This window comes from Erythrobacter sp. A6_0 (genome assembly GCF_017744235.1).
Lineage (GTDB): Bacteria > Pseudomonadota > Alphaproteobacteria > Sphingomonadales > Sphingomonadaceae > Qipengyuania.
Genome location: NZ_JAGHQR010000002.1, coordinates 536,069 through 554,715, shown reverse-complemented (window position 1 = coordinate 554,715; position 18,647 = coordinate 536,069). Strand labels below are relative to the sequence as shown.

Below are 18,647 nucleotides of genomic sequence, written 5' to 3'. Positions count from 1 at the left end.
CTCCGATTGGCGGATGGGATCAGGTGGTTTCGTCGGACAGGCGGGCGATCTTGCGATCGACCAGATCGGCGATCGTGCCCGAGGCGAGGCCGAGCCTTTCGGCCAGCACTTCTTCGGTGTGTTGGCCGAGATACGGCGCGGGCGCGGGATCGCCGGCGTCTTCGGCGGGCAGATTGGCGAAGCTGCGCGGCGCGGGATAAGAAAAGCCGCTGGGATTGGCGGGCGAAGGGCCGAACAGCGGATTGTTCGCTACCAGTTCGGGATCGTTCGCCGCTTCATGCATGGTGCGGTAACGTTCGAACGTGCAGCCCGCCTCGGTCATGCGCGCGGACAGGTCCGCCCAGTCGATTTGGGCCGCGCGGGCCTGAAACAGGGCGAACAGGCGATGGCGGTGTTCGAAGCGCGGCTCATCTCCATCCGCGAAGTGTACGCCGAGCTCGCTTTCGAGCGTCGCGATCTCGTCCGCAAGGCCCAATGCAGCGACAAGCCCGGCCCATTGCTTGGCGGTCAGGGCGGCGACCATGAAGCGCACATTGTCCCGACTGCGGAAATCGCGGCCGAACGCCCCCCAGATGGCATTGCCCAAGCGTTCACGATCTGCCCCGCGATAGAGCATTTCCGCCATCGCCCCGCTATTCGCGACCGTGCCCATGGCCACGTCTCCCAGCGGCACGCGCACCTCGCTGCCCTGTCCGGTGGCGTCGCGGCGTCGCAGGGCGGCCAGCAGAGCGAAGGCGCTGTAGGCCCCGGTAATGAAATCCCAGGCGGGGAGCACTTGATTGACCGGCGGTGCGGTGCAATCGTCCCAATCCTCCGGCCCGCACATTAACGGATAGCCGCTGGCGGCGTTGACGGTGAAGTCCATTGCCTGGCGCCCGTCATGCCAGCCCATGATCCGCACGCTGACGAGTTCGTCCGCTCCGTCGGGCTGGGCCGCCTTGACTGCGTCATGCGACAGGAAGCTTTTTTCGGGCAGATTGGTAATCAGATTGGCGGTGCGCGCCGCCAGTTCGACCAACAATTCGCGCCCCTCTTCGCCTCTCAGGTCGAGCGCGACCGATTTCTTCGCCCGGTTGAGATTTTCCCAACTCAGCGAGCGGCCTTCCGTGGTGAGCATGTAGCGATCGTAATCGAGCCCGCCCGCGATATGATCCACCCGAATGACCTCCGCACCCATCTGCGCGCAATAAAGACCTGCGGTGGGCGAGGCGACGAAGCTGGATGCTTCGACGATGGAGAGGCCGGAGAGAAGATCGTACATGCGTTGGAGCGTATCCCTGACTTGAGTCCGCGCGACGGTTCGTTGCCAAGCTTGACGCGCGATGGCCAGCCCTTCCTTGTGCCGTCTATCATGCAGGTCTAGCGATGAAGGGATGGGCGGAGAGGTAGTGATGACGGACTGGGTCGAGGAAGCGGATAGGGTAGCGCGCAAGGCGGAATGCCTCGTTTCGGCGATCCGCGAAGCAGCGATGCAGTTCGTCGCCCCTGCCGGAACTGTCGAGCCCGAGCGTGCCGACCGCCATCAACGCGCGCTGCACGGTTTCGCATGGTATGCGACTTTGGCTGAGGCGCTGGCCGCCACCGCCGCGTGGGCGCGCAGCGTTCGGGACGCTGGCGAATGGACTCCGATGGATGAATTGATCCTGCGCGTCGGGTTCGGCGAAACCTGCAATCAGATCGCCCATGGCGTCGCGATGAGCCAGTCCGAAATCGTCCGCCCTGCCGAATTCGGTTTAGCCGACGCAGCGTCCGACTTTGCCAGAGACACGGCGGTCGACCGGTTCCTCAATAATCCGGATGCGGCGACGAACCGCGCCGATCTCGCCCGTCGACTGGCGGAGGGGGAAAGGCCTTGCGAAAGCTTTCGGGACGAGACGCTCGACCTGATTCGATCGCAGATACGCGGCTTTACCGCAGCGCGGATCGCGCCCCATGCGCATCGTTGGCATCTGGCGGACGACCTCATCCCTTCCGAAGTGATCGAAGGAATGGCCGAGCTGGGCGTGTTCGGGGTGTGTATTCCGGCCGAGCACGGCGGCCTCGGCCTCGGCAAGCTGGCGATGTGTCTCGTTTCGGAAGAATTGTCGCGCGGATGGATCTGTGCCGGTTCGCTGGGAACCCGATCGGAAATTGCCGGTGAATTGATCCTTGCCAACGGTACGCAAGAACAGAAGCGCAAATTCCTCCCCCGTCTCGCCGATGGGAGCATCCTGCCGACCGCCGTGTTCACCGAACCGGACGCGGGATCGGACCTTGCCTCGGTTCGGACGCGGGCAAAAGTCAGCGACGCAGGAGGCTGGCGCATCCAAGGCTCCAAGACATGGATCACCCATGCGGCGCGTGCCGATCTGATGACCATACTGGTCCGTACCAATCCCGACCGGCCCGGGCATGGAGGCCTTTCGATGCTGCTCGCGGAAAAAACGCGCGGCACGCAGGACGATCCATTTCCCGATGCCGGTATCGACGGCGAGGAGATCGCGGTCCTCGGCTATCGCGGTATGCGCGAATACACGCTCGGCTTCGAAGGGTTTGCGGTTGTGCAGGACGGATTGCTGGGCGCAGAGGAAGGCAAAGGCTTCAAACAGCTGATGCACACTTTCGAAGGAGCCCGCATCCAGACCGCCGCGCGCGCCATCGGCGTGGCCTGGAATGCGCTCGATCTCGGCCTGGCTTACGCCGTCCAGCGCAGCCAGTTCGGCCAGCCCCTGCTCGGCTTCCCTCGCGTTTCCGACAAGCTTGCCGTGATGGCCGCCGAAATCGTCATGGCGCGCGAACTCACCTATGATGCCGCGCGGCGCAAAGATTGGGGCAAGCGGTGCGATATCGAAGCCGGAATGGCCAAGCTGCTGGCGGCACGCACGGCCTGGTCGGCGGCGGATAACGCCCTGCAGATCCATGGCGGCAATGGTTATGCGCTGGAATACGAGATCAGCCGCGTCCTGTGCGATGCGCGGATATTGAATATCTTCGAAGGTGCCGGAGAGATCCAGGCGCATGTTATCGGGCGAGGGCTCTTGAACGCCGCAAGACGATCGGCGCCGGGCAGCTGACATTCGCAAAGCGGCTGCGCGACTCGGCATTACGCGCACAGGCTCCGAAGGTTCCCAAAATTTTGGACCGAATTGCCTCCCGCGAGGGCGCTATGGTTAATTTGGTGTCGATTTTGTCCAAGTTTTTTCGGTGAGGCCGTGGGTGGTCTGAAAAAAATATCCTTTTTAGACAGATATTTAAATCCAAAAATTTGCCGACATCGCCCAAATTCGAGAATTGCGTGATTAACGTGATTTTTTCTTTTCCCAGCGATTGGGGGGGGCATTCGAAACAACAAATTTCACTCGGTCGCGATAGCGAAGGAGATACCCGAATGCTCACCTGGTTCCGCCGGCACGCCCCCATGCGGCGCAAGTTCGATATCGTGATCGGTATATTGGTCGCGCTGGCGGCAGTGCCTATCGTCTCCAAAATTCTGCACGATGGTCTGTCCACGGCCTATTTGTTTGTTCATCTTGGACAGATCGGCGTGATCCTCGCGGTCGGCTTGTGGTGTAAGAAACTGATCTGCGACCCCTATGTTGAAACGGTCGAGCGCATGGAAGCCATGGCCGACGGCGATCTGCATAGCCCTGTCTCTTTTACCGATAACCGCGATTGCGTCGGCCGGATGGCCCGAGCGATGACGGTGTTTCGCCGCAACGCCGAAAAGGTGAGCGAGGACGCGGAAAACAGCCAGCGCATCGTATCGGATCTCGGCAAGGGACTGGAGAGACTGGCTGCGGGCGACCTGACCTATCGCATCGACAAGGAATTTCCGGAAAATTTCGAACAATTGCGCAAGGATTTCAACGGTGCGCTCGAAGCGCTCAGCGAAACCATGGCGGCCATCACGGATTCCGCCAACAGCATCGGTAACGGTTCCGACGACATCCGTCAGGCATCCGACGACCTTTCGCAACGCACCGAACAACAGGCGGCGAGCCTTGAGGAAACCGCTGCGGCGATGGACCAGATTACCGGCATCGTCCGCGAGGCGGCCGCCAGCGCCGGTCAGGCGAACACCATCGTCATCGAGACCCGCGACGAAGCCGAGAAATCCGGCGAGGTCGTTCGCAACGCGGTCTATTCGATGAACGGGATCGAACGCGCATCCACCGAAATCGGCGCGATCATCAGCGTGATCGACGGTATCGCGTTCCAGACCAATCTCCTGGCTCTCAATGCCGGTGTGGAAGCGGCACGGGCGGGCGATGCGGGCAAGGGCTTCGCAGTGGTCGCGTCCGAAGTGCGCGCACTGGCCCAGCGTTCTGCCGAAGCGGCCAAGGATGTGAAGGAAAAGATCACGGCGTCGACCGACCAGGTCGAACATGGTGTCGCACTGGTCAGCCAGGCTGGCGAGGCGCTCGAGCGAATCATCGCCCGCATTACCGAGATCGCCAATCTGGTGGGTGGCATCGCAAGCTCTGCGAACGAGCAATCCACCGGCCTTCAGCAGATCAATACCGCCGTGTCCGAAATGGATGGGGTCACGCAGCAAAACGCGGCCATGGTTGAGCAGGCCACTGCTGCGGCACGCAATCTGGCGGACGAGGCGCGGGCGCTCAACGAGCACATCTCGCACTTCCGGACGGCAGATAACAATCGGCGCAGCCGATCGACCAATCCGGTTCATCAATTGCAGGCCCGCGCCTCCAAGATCGCACGTCCGGCACCGGCAGCCCCCGCAATTAACCCGTCGGTTACCAAACGTGCGGTAGCAGGTGGAGGAGCCGTTGCGGCGGAGGATGACTGGTCGGAATTCTAGGTTCGGCAAGAGCGGGCCCCGGCAGCCAGGCGATGTGAAACTCGAATCCAGGAGCGCAAGATGATCGAATTGCCCGCAGTCATTAACGCCGCAGAGGCGGAGCGGATCGCCGAAGCGCTTCTGGAACGCATCAATGCGAAGGATCGAATCGCGATCGACGCATCGAATGTCGAGCGCATCGGCCTGGCCGGCCTGCAGGTTCTTCTCGCAGGGCGGAACACCGCAACGGACGCAGGCCTTGCCTTCGCGATCGAAGGCTTCTCCGACCCGCTCTCCGACATGGCGAACCTCGCCGGTGTCGACGGCCCAATCCTCCATTGATCGATAGGTCCTGACGATGGATATGAACGAAATCGAGGCGATCTTCTTTCAGGAATGCGAAGAAGGTCTTGTCGGCCTGGAAGCCTGCTTCGCTGAACTGAGCGGCGGCGGGCGTGATCCCGAAACGATCAACACGATCTTCCGCCACGTCCATTCCATCAAGGGTGGAGCTGGCGCATTCGGGCTGGAGCGGCTGCAACCCTACGCTCATCAGTACGAGTCGCTTCTCGACCTGGTCCGCAGTGGCGCAATCGCGCTCGATGACGATCTGCTGTCCCTTTTGCTTGGCGCCTTCGACATCCTTTCCGATCACGTGACCAGCGCACGCGATCATGTCGAGGCCCCGGACGATGCCGCGATGCTCGAACGGCTGACCGCCCGGTGCGAGGGACCGTCCGAACCTGCCCAAGCCTCCGGCGCGGACGAGGAAGTCTCGGACGTTCCCACGGATGAAGGGCAGGGCGGCGATGGGTTCGACGATCTCATGGCGATGCTCGATCTTCCCGACTTCGGCGCTGGATCCGCCGAAGAGAGCGTGGATGGCGACCAAGCGACTGTTTCACACGAGGAAGGCTGGCACCTCGAGTACACGCCCGGCTCCGGTGCGTTCGCAAATGGCGGTGAACCCTTGCTGGTCCTGCGCGAACTGCATGGATTGGGCGCGACGGGGCTCACATGTCTGACCGATGCGCTGCCATCGCTCGAGAAGCTGGACGTTTCCTGCGGATATCTGCGCTGGACGATGCAAATGCCGTCATCGCTCGCCGAAGATGAGATCCGCGCGGTGTTCGAATTCCTCGACGGCGATTGTTACAGCCTGACGCACGGCCCAGCTTCGAACGCGATCGAGGCCGACAGTGATGTCGCCGGCGAAGTCGAGACGCCTACGGCTTCGCAAATCGAAGACGCGGAAAACGCAACCGAAGCCGAAAGCGCCCCCACAGGCGCAACCGAACCTGTCGAAAAGCCTGCCGCCGTCCCCGTCGAAGCTCCAGCGGTCGCTGCGCCATCCGATGCCGTGGCCCAAGCGAGCAAGCCTCAGACCGAGGTGAAACCGGTCGCGCCGATCGCGCAAGCTGCGCCACCGGCCCCCGTTGCTCCCCCGGTTTCACAGACCATCCGTGTCGATCTCGACCGGTTGGACCGTTTGATGAACCTGGTAGGCGAACTCGTGATCACGCAGGCGATGCTGTCGCAGAGATTGCTCGATCGCGATGCTGCGCAGGCCGATGAATTGAGCGATCTGGAGCTGCTGACGCGCGAATTGCAGGAATCGACCATGGCGATCCGCGCGCAGCCGATGAAGACCGTCTACAGCCGCATCCCGCGCCTGATACGCGATCTCGAGGCCGAAACGAAGAAGAAGGTCCGGATCGAATTCGAAGGGGAGATGACCGAAGTCGACAAGACGGTCATCGAACGCATCGGCGAACCATTGACGCACCTCATCCGAAACGCGGTCGATCACGGTCTGGAATCGACCGAAGGCCGCCTGGAAGCGGGCAAGAGCCCCGAAGGCCTCATCCGCCTGTCGGCGACCCACCAGTCGGGACGCATCGTGATCGCGGTGAGCGACGATGGCCGCGGTATCAACCGGTCGAAGGTTCTGGAGCGTGCCATCGAGCGCGGGATCGTCCATGGAGACGCCGCTTTGAGCGACGAGGAGATCGACCAGCTGATCTTCGCGCCCGGCTTCTCCACCGCTGAAACGGTTTCAAATATCTCCGGCCGCGGCGTCGGCATGGATGTGGTCCGCAAGAACATTCAGGCGCTCGGCGGTCGGATCACCATTTCCTCCAATCCCGGCAAGGGATCGACCTTTTCGCTCAGCCTGCCGCTGACTCTTGCGGTTCTGGACGGGATGGTGGTGACGGTCGGCGGCCAGACCATGGTCATCCCGCTTTCCCATGTCATCGAAAACGTGCGTCCCACCCCGGACACGATCGAAGCCTACGGACAGTCGAGCTCCTTGCTGAACGTTCGCGGTAATTTCGTGCCGATAATTTCGGTCGCGCAGGCGCTCGGCATCGACGATGAGCCACGCGATCCGTTCGAATGCGTGCTTCTGGTGGTCGATAGCGACAACGGGCAGGTCGCCTTGATGGTGGATGCCATCAACGATCAGCGCCAGGTAGTGGTCAAGAGCCTGGAGGCGAACTTCCAGCCGATCGACGGTGTGGCGGGAGCTACCATCCTCGGAAACGGGATGGTCGCGCTTATCGTGGACGCCCATGAGCTCGTCGCCGGATATTGCAACACGCGCGGTGGTGTGGCCAAATTGGCCCAAGCTGCATGAGCGCCCTCGCCAGTCTCGCACCCCGGCAGCGCGAATTCGCCTTCAGCCCGGACGATCATGCCACGGTGGCGGATATCGCCTACCGAGAGGTCGGTATCCTGCTGCCCGAGACGAAGGCCCAACTCGTCTACGGTCGCCTTGCGCCGCGCGTCCGAGCCTGCGGCCTGGATAGCGTGGCGGACTATATCCGCCTGATCGGCACCGACAGTTCCGAACGCGGACGAATGATCGATGCGTTGACGACCAATCACACCTTCTTCTTCCGCGAAAACCACCATTTCGAGGATTTCAACCGCTTGCTCTGGCCCGAGCTGAAATCACGGCTGGAAGTGGGCGGCCGAGTCCGGCTGTGGTCCGCCGCATGCTCCACCGGGGAAGAGCCTTATACGTGGCTAATGGCCATGTTCGGGTCCGATCGCAGCGGAGCGGCAAAGCTGTTGGCGAAGGATTTTCGCTTTTTGGCGACTGACGTTTGCGGGACGGCGTTGGCTGCCGTTCGCGAAGGCGCCTATCCGGCTGCCACGGTCGAACCGGTTCCTGCGCCCCTCGCCAAGGTTTGGCTCAAGCAACACGGTACCGGCTTTCAGGTCGATCCCATGCTGCGCGAAGCGCTCACCATCAACGCGCTGAACCTGCTTGGGGAATGGCCGATCCGCACGAAGTTCGATGCGATCTTCTGCCGCAACGTGATGATCTATTTCGACGGCCCGACCAAGGCCCGGTTGCAGACCCGTCTCGCCGACAGGCTGGAGACGGGAGGCCTCCTGTGCATCGGCCATTCCGAACGCCTCGATTCCTCGGTTGCGGGCCAGTTCGAAAGCGTCGGCCGCACATCGTTCCGGAAGATCGCCTGATGGCCGTCCGCACCCTCATCGTGGACGATTCCCGCACCATGCAGCAGCTGGTGAAAGCCGAACTGGAACGCAGCGATGCGATTTCGGTGATCGGTGTCGCGTCGAGCGCGCAGGAAGCGCGCGAGATGATAAAGGCGCTCGATCCGGACGTGATAACGCTCGATATCGAGATGGACGGCATGTCCGGTCTCGAATTCCTCGAACGGATCATGACACTGCGTCCGACGCCGACGGTCATGGTGTCCTCGCTCACCAGCGAGGGAGCCGAGGAAAGCCTAACCGCGCTGGAACTCGGCGCAATCGGATGTTTCGACAAGAGCGATCTTCTTGCCCGGCGCGATGGCGGATCGAAGTCTTCCCTGATCGACCTCGTTCTTACCGCTGCGCAGGCCCGCAATTCGGCCGGCTTCGGCCAGCGGCGCGCCACCACGCAAAAGGTTGTAGAAGGCTACCGTGCGCGCCCGAACAGCCTGATCGGCATCGGCGCCTCGACCGGCGGAGTGGAATCGCTGATCGAAATCCTGCGCCAGTTTCCGGCCGACTGCCCGCCGACGGTTATCGTTCAGCACATGCCCGAAACCTTCACCAAGAGCTTTGCCAATCGCCTCGACCGGTTGTGCCCGCCCAAGGTCGAAGAGGCGCGTCCGGGGGCAGTGCTTACGCCCGGAAAGGTCTTGCTTGCGCCTGGCGGCCTGCAACATCTCGAAATTGCGGGCTCCTCGGCACGCCTTCACTGCCGATTGCTCGAAGGGGACAAGGTCAACGGCCATCGTCCTTCGGTGGATCGTCTGTTTCATTCGTTGGCCCGCTATGCGGGGCCCAACGCCCTCGGCATGATCCTGACCGGAATGGGCAATGATGGGGCAGCCGGACTTCTCGCAATGCGACAGGCTGGAGCGATGACTCTGGGACAGGACCGCGCGAGCAGCGTCGTTTACGGCATGCCCGCAGAAGCCCACGCCCGCGGCGCGGTTACGGAGCAGCTTTCGCTCCGCAAGATCGGCGCCAGGGCTCTCGAATGGTGTCGGGCATGACGCGCGCCGGATCGAGCGATGGCCTGCGCAAGATTACGGTCGCGCAAGGGGAAGCCCGCGTCAGCGGCGATGACGACGTGGTGTTTACCACGATCCTTGGAAGCTGCGTCGCGACCTGTTTCTACGATCCGTTTGCGCGGATCGGAGGGCTCAATCACTATCTTCTCGCCACCGGCACCGACGCCAATCCGGGAACATTCCAGCGGTACGGCGTCCACGCTATGGAAGTCCTGATCAACGACATGTTGCGGGTCGGCGCGATGCGCCATCGTCTCAAGGCGCGCATCTTCGGAGGCGGGCGCATGCATGCCGCCTTTCAGGATATCGGCGCATCGAACATCGCGTTTGCGCGCGAATTCCTGCGCAACGAAAAAATCCCCCTGGTCGGAGAGGACGTGGGCGGCACCTTGGCGCGTCGCGTGGATTTCCGACCGGGTCTTGGCCTGTCGCGCTGTCGCACGATCAATTCGGCGCCTCCGCAGCCGATCCCGACAGCGTCCATTCCCAAAGCGGCCGAGACCGAGGGAGGCGACGTTGAATTTTTCTGATCCATCTTACCGAAACGAGGACCATCCGGTGGCAAAGACGATACTCACAGTCGATGATTCGCCCAGTATGCGCATGCTGTTGCGCGCCGCATTGACCGATCTCGGCTACGAGATCGAAGAGGCGGAAGATGGCGTCCATGCCCTCGAAAAGCTGGAAGGGCTGACGCCCGACCTGATGATCACCGACATCAACATGCCGCGTATGGATGGGTTCGGGTTGATCGAGACTGTGCGCGGCAATGGCTGCCGCGAAATGCCGATCCTCGTCCTGACCACCGAGAGTTCCGACGAAAAGAAGCAGCGCGCGCGCAGTGCCGGTGCCACCGGCTGGATCGTGAAGCCCTTCCAGCCCGACAAGCTGGCGGCAGCCATAAGGCGCGTCCTTCACTGAACGGCTCGCCCATTCGTCAACAGATCGCATCACCGACAGGATATCGCTCATGAACCGTCAGCTCATCACCTTTCAGATCAATGGCCAGACCCTTGGAATGGATATCATGGCCATTCGGGAAATCCGGGCATGGTCGCCTGCAACTCCGCTCCCCAATGTCGATGCGCATGTGCGCGGCGTGGTAAACCTGCGCGGCGTGGTGCTGCCGGTGATCGATCTCAAGTCCAAGCTGGGCTGGGGCGCGACCGAAACCGACGAACGGCATGTCATCATCGTCACCTCGATCAACGATCAGCTTCAGGGCATTATCGCGGACGCGGTCAACGATATCGTCACCGTGTCTCAGGACCAGTTGCAGCCGCCGCCGAGTTCGAACGAGTCGCAGACCCAGACCATGCTCGAAGCGCTGGCCACGGTCGACGATCGAGTGATCTCGGTCATCGCGCTGGATCGCCTCGCGAACACGCCCGCCCTCGCCGACGCTGCCTGACCTGAATCCGCCGTCCATCGAAAGATCCCGAAATGTCTGAAACACGAGTTCTGGTCGTCGACGATTCGCGCATGATGCGAACGCTCATCACTTCGGCTTTGGAAGAAATCCGAAATATCGTCGTCGTGGGAGAGGCCGATGGCGCCGATGAGGCGCGCGCGAAGATCGCCGAGCTGCGCCCCGACGTCCTGACGCTCGACGTCGAGATGCCGGGAATGTCGGGGATCGCCTTTCTCGAAGAGCTCATGACTACCAAGCCCATGCCGGTGATCATGTTCTCGACCCGAACCTCCGACGGTGCGGGAGATACGGAAGAAGCCAAGCGTCTGGGCGCGATCGGCTGCTTTCCGAAGCCCGTCGGCCCTCCCGACATGATGAAAAAGGTGATCGAAGAGGTCGCCGCCTGCATCAAGACCGCTCGCGAGAGCGAACTCACCAAGATCGATGCGTCGGCGGCTTCATCCAATCCCGCGATTTCGCCGATTGACTGGAACGGGAGGCTGCTCCTGGCTTGCAGCGAAAGCGGCGGGGTGGGCGCACTGAAGGGCTTTCTGGCGACGCTTCCGGACAATTGCCCGCCAATTCTGGTGGCGCTCCAGAACGTCGACCAGGCGGCGGTGGATGCGCTGCTGAAAGAACTCGAAGGCACAATTGCCCCGTCGGTTTCGATCGCGAGCGATGGAGCGGCGATGGAGCAGGGCAAGATCCTGCTTTCGCCCGGATCGGACCAGCACGTGGTGATCGACGCCTGGCCCGGTGGCCGCTGTCGTCTGATGGCGCGCGACCCGGTCGGCGGGGCGCGGCCCAGCGCATCGCTGCTGTTCGCCTCCGCTGCCAAGGCGGCCGGCGCGGAAGCGGTCGGCGTGGTCTTCTCCGCTCCGGGTGAAGATGCCGATCGCGCGGCCAGCGTGCTTGGCGAAGCGCGCTCGCACGTATTCCGCGCTAACGGCTCCGGGGGATACGAGTTGAAACGCGGGCAGGCTGTCCAGCCGGTCCCCGACGGGCAACTCGCTGCTGAAGTCATGAAGGCGTGTGCGAAATGATCCAGGAGAAATTTGCCATTCCCGATACTCAGGGCGCGGACCCGCTTCATATCGCTCTGGCCGAAGAGCTGCGGATCGCCTCGCGCTTGCTCAACGATCTCGCCTATGAGCTGGCGCGCGATCCCGCGGTTATCCGCGCGCACATGGAAAGCCTGCAAAAGGTCGACCTTGTTACGCAGATCCAGCTTTCCGTCGCGAGCGTGCTCGAAAGCGGGCAGACAGACGAGGAGCAGGTCTTCGTGGGGCTGGAGGATATGGCGCAGCGGCTCCGCTCCGCGCGGGCGGAGGCGGCAAATAACTGATTGCGCCTTTGCGCCTGCGAGGAACCTATCGCTCAGCCTGCGCGCTTATCCGGCTGAAGGACAGACGCGCGAGGAAACGGGATATGGCGGCACGGGCTTATTGGCAGGGGCAGATCAGGCTGGCGCTCGTCTCGATCCCGGTCGAAATGTACAGCGCGACGAAATCCGGCGCCAAGATCCGCTTCAACCAGATCCACGAGCCAAGCGGCAAGCGCATCTCCTATGAAAAGGTCGTGCCCGGCATCGGGCCCATCGACCGCGACGATATCATCAAGGGGTACGAAGTTTCGAAGGGCGAATACGTCCTTCTGGACGACGAAGAGATCGAAGCGGTCAAGATCGAGAGCAAGCGCACGCTCGAACTCGTCCAGTTCGTCGATGCGTGCGAGATCGACCCGCTCTATTTCGAAAAACCCTATTACGTCGCGCCCAAGGACGAGTTGGCGGAAGAAGCCTTCATCGTGCTGCGCGAAGCGCTGCGCAAGGCGGGCAAGGTGGGGCTGGGGCAGCTCTCGATCAGGGGGAGCGAAAAGCTCGTCGCTCTGAAACCATGCGGCAAGGGCCTGCTCCTCGAAACGCTGCGCTATGCCGACGAGGTGAGGAAGGGCCAGTCCTTCTTCTCCGAGATCGAAGAGGCAAAGCCCAAGAAGGAATTGCTCGACCTCGCCCAAACGCTGATCGACCAGAAAAGCGCCCCCTTCGATGCGGGCGAATTCGAGGATCGCTATGTCGAGGCGCTGAAGAAGCTGATCGACAAGAAGGCAAAGTCGAAGAGCGGCAAGAAGGTGATCGAAGACGTCGACGAGCCCGAGGGCGGTTCGGGCGGCAACGTGATCGATCTGATGGCGGCGCTGAAGAAATCGGTTGGGGACGACAAGGGCAGCTCGAAATCCAAGAGCAAGGCCAAGAAGTCCGCCTGACATGGCGAAGACCGATCCGCTCGGCGCCTATAACGCGAAGCGCGATTTCGCGAAGACGAGCGAGCCTGCGGGCAAGGCCAAACCGAGCGAGAGCGGCGATCTCTTCATCGTCCAGAAGCACGATGCGACGCGGCTGCACTGGGATCTTCGGCTGGAGGTGGACGGGGTCCTCAAAAGCTGGGCGGTGACGAAAGGCCCGTCGCCCGATCCCGATATCAAGCGGCTGGCGGTGCGGACCGAGGACCACCCGATGGCCTATGCCGAATTCGAAGGCACGATCCCCAAGGGCGAATATGGCGGCGGCACCGTGATGCTGTGGGATCGCGGGAGCTGGGCGCCGGTCGAGGGCAAGAGCGCCAAGGATATCGATAAGGGCCATCTCCATTTCACTCTCGATGGCGAGCGCATGAAGGGCGAATGGCTGCTGATCCGCCTGAAAAAGAAATCGGGTGAAAAACGCGAGAATTGGCTGCTGCGCAAGCTGGACGACGAGCATGCCGAAGAGGGCGATGCTCTGGTCGACCGCGAATTGACGAGCGTCCTCACCGGTCGCTCGATGGCGGAAATCGCCGCCGACAAGGAGGGCGAATATTCGCTCGAAGGGAAAGGAAAACAGGCCTTTCTCGAACAGATGGAAAAGGCGTCGGACCGCAATGCGGGCAAGGCCAAACGTGCCCGACCGGATGCGCCGCTTCCGAAATTCCGCAAGCCCCAGCTCGCCACGCTGGTCGACGACGTGCCGACCGGCAATCGCTGGATGCACGAGATCAAATTCGACGGTTACCGCGCGCTCGTCGCCGCAAAGGGCGAAGACGTCCGCGTCTACACGCGCAGCGGGAAAGACTGGACCGACAAATTCGCGCCTCTGATAGAAGCACTGGCCGAACTCGACCTGCCGAGCTGCCTGATCGATGGCGAGATCGTCGCTTACGACAGCTCCGGCAATCCCGATTTTTCTACCCTGCAAAAGGTCCTGAAGCGTGGGAAGGGCGCGCAGGCGAAGGGCGATAAGCTGGCGCTGCACGCCTTCGATCTGCTCGAACTCGGCGGCGAGGACCTGTCAGATATGTCCAATATCGAGCGCAAGGAACGCCTCGAAGCGCTGCTGGCCGAGGCGGAGCCGCCGATCCATGTCGCGGACCACGTCATCGGCGCGGGCGAGAAGCTCTACCGGGCGATGTGCGATGCGGGGCAGGAGGGGATCATCTCCAAGCTCGTCGGCGCGCCTTACAAGGGGCGGCGCAGCAAGGGCTGGGTGAAAGTCAAATGCACGCGGCGGCAGGAATTCGTGGTGGTGGGGTGGAAGAAATCGTCCGCCAAGGGACGGCCCTTCGCCTCGCTGTTGCTCGCGCAGCACGAGGGGGAGGAGCTGATTTACAAGGGTAATGTCGGAACGGGCTTTTCCAACGACGATCTGGACGATCTGGCCGCGAAGATGAAGCGGCTGGAGCGCAAGACGCCGCCGGTCGAAACGGACAAGGCCAGCGCGCGCGGAGTGACCTGGCTCACGCCGAAATTGGTGGCCGAAATCGCCTTTGCCGAGTTCACCGCCGACGGGAATGTGCGCCACGGAAGTTTTCTGGGCCTTCGAAGCGATAAGAAAGCCGAGGAGGTCGTGCCTGAAAAGCCCGTCGCTCAATCTCGAGACGATACGCTTCCGGAGATTTCGAGCCGCGACCGGGTCGTCTTTCCCGACGGCGGCGAGACCAAGGGCGATCTGGCCGATTATTATGCGGCTGTTTCCGGCCTGATGCTGCCTTTCGCCGCACGCCGTCCGATCAGCCTGGTGCGCTGTCCGCAGGGCCGGGCAAAGAAATGCTTCTTCCAGAAGCACGACAGCGGCGGCATGGGCGATGGCGTGCTGCATGTGCCCATCCGCGAGAAGGACGGGGGGCATGAGGATTATCTCTATATCGAGGACCGGCGCGGGCTTCTGCAATGCGTGCAGATGGGCACGATCGAGTTCCACGGCTGGGCTGCGCGCACCGGCGATGTCGAAAAGCCGGATAGGATGATCTTCGATCTCGATCCCGACGAGGGGCTCGGTTTCGGCGACGTCAAGAAGGCCGCGCGCGACATTCGCGACCGGTTGGCCGATCTGGGTCTTACGAGCTTCGCCATGCTTTCAGGCGGGAAGGGCGTGCATGTCGTCGTCCCGCTTACGCCGCGACACGATTGGGAAAGGCACAAGGATTTCGCCAGCCGCTTCGCCGAAGCGCTTAGCCTGGCCCAGCCCGAACGCTTCACGGCGACGATGAGCAAGGCCCAGCGCAAGGGGAAAATCTTCATCGACTGGCTGCGCAATCAGCGCGGCGCGACGGCGGTCGTCCCGTATTCCGTCCGCGCCCGCAGCGGCGCGCCGGTGGCGGCGCCGGTCAGCTGGAACGAGCTGAAAGACATGGCAACCCCGCAGGAATTCCGCATCGGTGACGCGAAGCGCCTGCTCGACCGCGCGCAATCCAAGGCCTTGTCGGGCTGGGGCTTCGCCGAACAGAACCTGCCCGACGTCTGAATACGCTTCAGCCGACCGCGCCCGCTTCGCGTAATCTCGCGATCTCGTCCGCGTTCAGGCCGATATCCTTCAACACCGCCTCGCTATCGTCACCCGGCATCGGAGCCGGTTCGGGCGTTTCGGGGCGGGTTTCGGAATAGCGCGGGGCGGGGGCGGGCTGGACGTGGTCGGCGATCGTCACGAAGGCTTCGCGGGCGCGGTTGTGGGGATGTTCTGCCGCCTCGCTCATCGTCAGCACCGGCGCGTAGCAGACATCGGTGTGCTCCATCAGCGCGTCCCACTCCGCGCGGGTCCTGGTCTTGAACAGGTCAGTCAGCTTGGCTTTCAGCGTCGGCCATTTGGACGGATCGTGCTGCGCGTCGAAATCCCGGTCTTCGGTCAGTCCCGCAAGCTCGCGCAATTGGGCGTAGAATTGCGGTTCGATCGATCCGACCGAAACGTATTTCCCGTCCGCGGTCTCGTACGTGTCGTAGAAATGCGCGCCGGTATCGAGCGTGTTGACGCCCAGCTCTTCTTTCCAGACCCCGGCATTCTTCATGCCGTGGATCATGCCCATCAGCACTGCCGTCCCGTCGGTCATCGCGGCGTCGATCACCTGTCCTTTCCCGCCGCGCGCGACATTCAGCAGAGCGCTGACCATCCCGAAGGCGAGCATCATCCCGCCGCCGCCGAAATCGCCGACCATATTGATTGGCGGCGTCGGCTTCTCACCCTCGCGCCCGAAATGCGCCAGTGCGCCCGCAAGCGCGATGTAATTGATGTCGTGCCCGGCATAGGGCGCGTAGGGGCCGGTCTGTCCCCAGCCGGTCATCCGTCCGTAAACGAGTTTGGGGTTGTCGCCGAGCAGCTCGTCGGGGCCAAGGCCCAGCCGCTCCATCACGCCGGGGCGAAACCCTTCGATCACGCCGTCCGCCGTCGCGCAGAGCTTGCGCGCCAGCGCGACGCCCTCGGCGTTTTTCAAATCGAGCGCGATGGATTTGCGTCCGCGTGCCAGCACGTCCGCCCGGCTGACCGGAGAGGATCCGCCACGCGATCCGCTCGCGCGGTCGATCCGGATCACTTGAGCGCCGTGATCGGCCAGCATCATGCCGCAGAACGGACCCGGCCCGATCCCGGCAAATTCCACGATGCGCAATCCCGTCAGCGGCCCGGCCATGTCTTTCTCCCGATCGTTAGCCACTTCGCGTTGGAGGGCTTTCGGGAGCGATCATGGCAGTGCAGGCGGGCTGGGCCAAGAGTTGGAGATGCTCGTAGCCGTTCCGACCGAGAAATCAGCGTTGATCGGCAAGCTTGCGAAGGGTCTGCACGGCGAGATCGAGCGCTTGCAGCCTGTTCATGTGGCGCATCACGACCTCGGCATCGCCAGACAGTGCATCGGCCAGCCTTTCGAGCTGGTCTGCAACTTCTGCGGCCTGATCGGCATCGACCGGGCGGGAAATCAGCGGCGCGGGCTGGCGGGGTTCGGAGGCCTGGTGCGTGGCACAGCCGTTCTTCGCTTCGGCGACCGCGCGATCGACGTCGCTCTGGGTGCGCCCTCCATTGGGCAGCCAGTCGGCGACATGGGCAGTCCCATCGAAGCGTATCCCTGCGCGATTGCCGACCACCCAGACGACTTCGCCTTCCAGTTCGAGGCCGCCGCGTCGTATGCGGCAATGCGCGGAAGATGGCGGCAGGGCAGGTCCTTCGATCATCGCGCCGCTTGCCGACATGTTGCGGATCTTGACCTTCCCGCTCGCCGTGGTGCTGGCGAGGTCGGCTATCACGAACATGTTCGTGCGCGGTGCGCGGCGCGAACAGTCCGGACGATCCGGCAGGGATTGATAAGCGGTCGAAAGCATGGATGTTCCGGTTCTCCAGCTCGATATCTGCCAGATCATCCCCAAGGTTGGCTTCCCGAGGCTTACGTAATCCTACGTAGTGGGTCCGGGTTGGTCAGCGAAAGCGTCGTCTACGCGTAGAGGCCCGCCGCCCTTTCGAGCGACGAGCCCCTTCGCCAATCGGGTGACCGATCGTAACTTATTTCAGCAGCGACAGGACGTTCTGCTGGCTCTGGTTGGCCTGGGCCAGCATCGCGCTCGAAGCCTGGCTCAGAATCTGGGCCTTGGCGAGAGCGGTCGTCTCGGCCGAATAGTCCGTGTCTTCGATTCGCGAGCGCGCATCTGACAGGTTGGTCGATCCGGTCGTCATGGTGTTGATGGCGGATTCGAGCTGGTTCTGCGCCGCACCGAGACCGGCGCGCGCGCCGCTGATGACGCCGAGCTGCGTATCGACGGTCGCCATAGTGTTGGTCGCGTTGGTACCGTTCGTACCCGTGACGTCGTAGGTCGCGCCGGAAACCGGGGTGAGATCGCTGAAAGTCATCGTCACCGTGTCCGAAGCGTTCGCACCGGTCTGGATCTGGACCGATCCACTGGTGCCGGCGGTCCCGTCGAAAAGCTTGTTGCCGTTGAATTCGGTGCTGGCGAGGACGTTGGTCATCTGGTCCGTCAGCGCGGTGATTTCCGTCTGGAGATTGGCACGGTCGGCGCCGGAATAGGTTTCCGAAGCGGCCTGGACTGCCAGTTCGCGGACGCGCTGGAGCATGTTGGTGATCTCGCCCAGCGCGCCTTCGGCGGTCTGCGCCATTGAGATGCCGTCATTCGCGTTGCGGATGCCCTGGTTCATGCCGCGCACCTGCGAGGTCATGGTGGTGGCGATGGCGAGGCCTGCGGCGTCGTCCTTGGCGGAATTGATGCGTTTGCCGGTCGACAGGCGCTCCATCGCAGTGCCGAGCGTCTTGCTGGCGGCGGTCGCTGCGTTGGCGGCCTTCATCGAACCGATATTGGTATTGATCACGTTCATGGCGAAAATCCTTTGATCTAATAGATCACGGCTTCGGTCTGGACGCCGCGATCAGAACCCAGACCGGCAGGATCGAACGTGGTTTAACCCTATGGTTTACAAATTTCCCGCGTCGGTTAACCAAAAGACCGCCAAGGCGATCCTTATTTTCCTTTAAAAACAATCTTATGGCTGCGCTTTCCGAAAGCTGAAAAAATTTCCGCGGAAGGCTTAAGCGCAAGCCATGCGTAGCGAATTTTCGGTCCCGCCGATCGCGAGCGACATGTCGGATTGGCTCCGTCCGCAAAGCTGCTT

18 protein-coding genes are annotated in these 18,647 nt (G+C 62.4%); 13 read left to right on the top strand and 5 right to left on the bottom strand.

All coding sequences use genetic code 11. The features are described 5' to 3' along the window. Nucleotides 1-19 precede the first annotated feature (19 nt). Nucleotides 20-1,261, bottom strand: coding sequence for a CoA transferase (locus J7347_RS08375; RefSeq protein WP_209161635.1), 1,242 nt, complete (start codon nt 1,259-1,261; stop codon nt 20-22). A 208-nt stretch (nt 1,262-1,469) separates the two neighbouring features. On the opposite strand from J7347_RS08375, the gene J7347_RS08370 reads away from it, so the two are divergent. Beyond that, nucleotides 1,470-3,053 (top strand): acyl-CoA dehydrogenase family protein, encoded by a 1,584-nt coding sequence (locus J7347_RS08370; protein WP_245173972.1) that lies wholly within the window; start codon nt 1,470-1,472, stop codon nt 3,051-3,053. A 281-nt stretch (nt 3,054-3,334) separates the two neighbouring features. On the opposite strand, the gene J7347_RS13480 is transcribed toward J7347_RS08370, so the two are convergent. Beyond that, on the bottom strand, nt 3,335-3,622 hold the full coding sequence (locus J7347_RS13480; RefSeq protein ID WP_348521590.1) for a hypothetical protein: 288 nt from the start codon (nt 3,620-3,622) through the stop codon (nt 3,335-3,337). Nucleotides 3,623-3,676: 54 nt separating this feature from the next. On the opposite strand from J7347_RS13480, the gene J7347_RS08365 reads away from it, so the two are divergent. From J7347_RS08365 to ligD, 12 genes are all read left to right on the top strand, one after another. After that, the gene (locus J7347_RS08365; RefSeq protein WP_348521589.1) at nt 3,677-4,801 is read left to right on the top strand and encodes a methyl-accepting chemotaxis protein; all 1,125 of its coding nucleotides are present in this window, start codon (nt 3,677-3,679) and stop codon (nt 4,799-4,801) included. Between the two features lie 60 nt (nt 4,802-4,861). Continuing rightward, nucleotides 4,862-5,122, top strand: coding sequence for an STAS domain-containing protein (locus J7347_RS08360; RefSeq protein WP_209161632.1), 261 nt, complete (start codon nt 4,862-4,864; stop codon nt 5,120-5,122). Between the two features lie 16 nt (nt 5,123-5,138). Continuing rightward, entirely contained in the window at nt 5,139-7,418 is a 2,280-nt protein-coding gene (locus tag J7347_RS08355; RefSeq protein WP_209161631.1) for a chemotaxis protein CheA, read from the top strand. Beyond that, complete coding sequence (locus tag J7347_RS08350) at nt 7,415-8,272, top strand: CheR family methyltransferase (RefSeq protein WP_209161630.1); 858 nt, start codon at nt 7,415-7,417, stop codon at nt 8,270-8,272. Before J7347_RS08355 ends, J7347_RS08350 begins: the two co-directional genes overlap by 4 nt. Further along, nucleotides 8,272-9,306 (top strand): chemotaxis response regulator protein-glutamate methylesterase, encoded by a 1,035-nt coding sequence (locus tag J7347_RS08345; protein ID WP_209161629.1) that lies wholly within the window; start codon nt 8,272-8,274, stop codon nt 9,304-9,306. Before J7347_RS08350 ends, J7347_RS08345 begins: the two co-directional genes overlap by 1 nt. Continuing rightward, nucleotides 9,303-9,854 carry a chemotaxis protein CheD gene (locus J7347_RS08340; RefSeq protein ID WP_209161628.1) on the top strand — a complete coding sequence of 184 codons (552 nt, stop codon included), beginning with the start codon at nt 9,303-9,305 and terminating at the stop codon, nt 9,852-9,854. The genes J7347_RS08345 and J7347_RS08340 overlap by 4 nt, the downstream gene beginning before the upstream one ends. A 28-nt stretch (nt 9,855-9,882) precedes the next feature. Next, nucleotides 9,883-10,245, top strand: a complete 363-nt coding sequence (locus J7347_RS08335) for a response regulator (protein WP_209161627.1) — start codon at nt 9,883-9,885, stop codon at nt 10,243-10,245. A gap of 49 nt (nt 10,246-10,294) precedes the next feature. Further along, entirely contained in the window at nt 10,295-10,735 is a 441-nt protein-coding gene (locus tag J7347_RS08330; protein ID WP_209161626.1) for a chemotaxis protein CheW, read from the top strand. Nucleotides 10,736-10,767: 32 nt separating this feature from the next. Continuing rightward, nucleotides 10,768-11,778 (top strand): response regulator, encoded by a 1,011-nt coding sequence (locus J7347_RS08325; RefSeq protein ID WP_209161625.1) that lies wholly within the window; start codon nt 10,768-10,770, stop codon nt 11,776-11,778. Continuing rightward, the gene (locus J7347_RS08320) at nt 11,775-12,080 is read left to right on the top strand and encodes a hypothetical protein (protein WP_209161624.1); all 306 of its coding nucleotides are present in this window, start codon (nt 11,775-11,777) and stop codon (nt 12,078-12,080) included. The genes J7347_RS08325 and J7347_RS08320 overlap by 4 nt, the downstream gene beginning before the upstream one ends. Nucleotides 12,081-12,163: 83 nt before the next feature. Next, nucleotides 12,164-13,000 (top strand): Ku protein, encoded by an 837-nt coding sequence (locus tag J7347_RS08315; protein ID WP_209161623.1) that lies wholly within the window; start codon nt 12,164-12,166, stop codon nt 12,998-13,000. 1 nt (nt 13,001) lies between these two features. Next, nucleotides 13,002-15,512 (top strand): DNA ligase D, encoded by a 2,511-nt coding sequence (gene ligD, locus J7347_RS08310; protein ID WP_209161622.1) that lies wholly within the window; start codon nt 13,002-13,004, stop codon nt 15,510-15,512. A 7-nt stretch (nt 15,513-15,519) separates the two neighbouring features. On the opposite strand, the gene J7347_RS08305 is transcribed toward ligD, so the two are convergent. From J7347_RS08305 to J7347_RS08295, 3 genes are all read right to left on the bottom strand, one after another. After that, nucleotides 15,520-16,668 carry a CaiB/BaiF CoA-transferase family protein gene (locus J7347_RS08305; RefSeq protein ID WP_209161621.1) on the bottom strand — a complete coding sequence of 383 codons (1,149 nt, stop codon included), beginning with the start codon at nt 16,666-16,668 and terminating at the stop codon, nt 15,520-15,522. Nucleotides 16,669-16,783: 115 nt separating this feature from the next. Continuing rightward, complete coding sequence (locus J7347_RS08300) at nt 16,784-17,350, bottom strand: PilZ domain-containing protein (RefSeq protein ID WP_209161620.1); 567 nt, start codon at nt 17,348-17,350, stop codon at nt 16,784-16,786. A 178-nt stretch (nt 17,351-17,528) separates the two neighbouring features. Then, nucleotides 17,529-18,353: a flagellin gene (locus tag J7347_RS08295; RefSeq protein ID WP_209161619.1), complete on the bottom strand. Its 825-nt coding sequence runs from the start codon at nt 18,351-18,353 to the stop codon at nt 17,529-17,531. Nucleotides 18,354-18,647 lie beyond the last annotated feature (294 nt).